Source organism: Halalkalibacter lacteus (assembly GCF_036663595.1).
Taxonomy (GTDB): domain Bacteria; phylum Bacillota; class Bacilli; order Bacillales; family Bacillaceae_D; genus Halalkalibacter; species Halalkalibacter lacteus.
This window is the reverse complement of the sequence record NZ_JAWRVL010000244.1, coordinates 1-268: the sequence shown is the minus strand read 5'-3', so window position 1 is coordinate 268 and position 268 is coordinate 1. Positions and strand designations below refer to the sequence as shown.

At 46.3% G+C, this 268-nt stretch carries 1 protein-coding gene; it reads right to left on the bottom strand.

What is annotated here, in order from left to right; genetic code table 11:
* On the bottom strand, positions 1-214 hold a 214-nt coding region (locus tag SAZ04_RS23655), incomplete at its 3' end, for an HD domain-containing protein (RefSeq protein WP_431309052.1).
* Positions 215-268: the final 54 nt, after the last annotated feature.

Here is a 268-nt window from a genome sequence, read left to right as displayed (position 1 = left end):
TGAGAAAGCCCGTATCGTGGTACAGGGCAGCAACCTTCAAAAGGAAGATATCCTCCTCGGGAAAGGAATTCTCCGCCCGCGCGATACGTTCGCTTTGTTTCAGCACATCGAAAGTGTGGTCGATACTATGGTAGGTCAAATGGGGAGGCAGTTTTGAAAGCAACTGACCCTCCACGTGGCTATAGATCGAACTGTATTGTTCAGTCGCCTTCATGGTATCCATCGGTAGGAAGTTAGCCTTGATTGTTAATAAATAATTCCAGAAAAA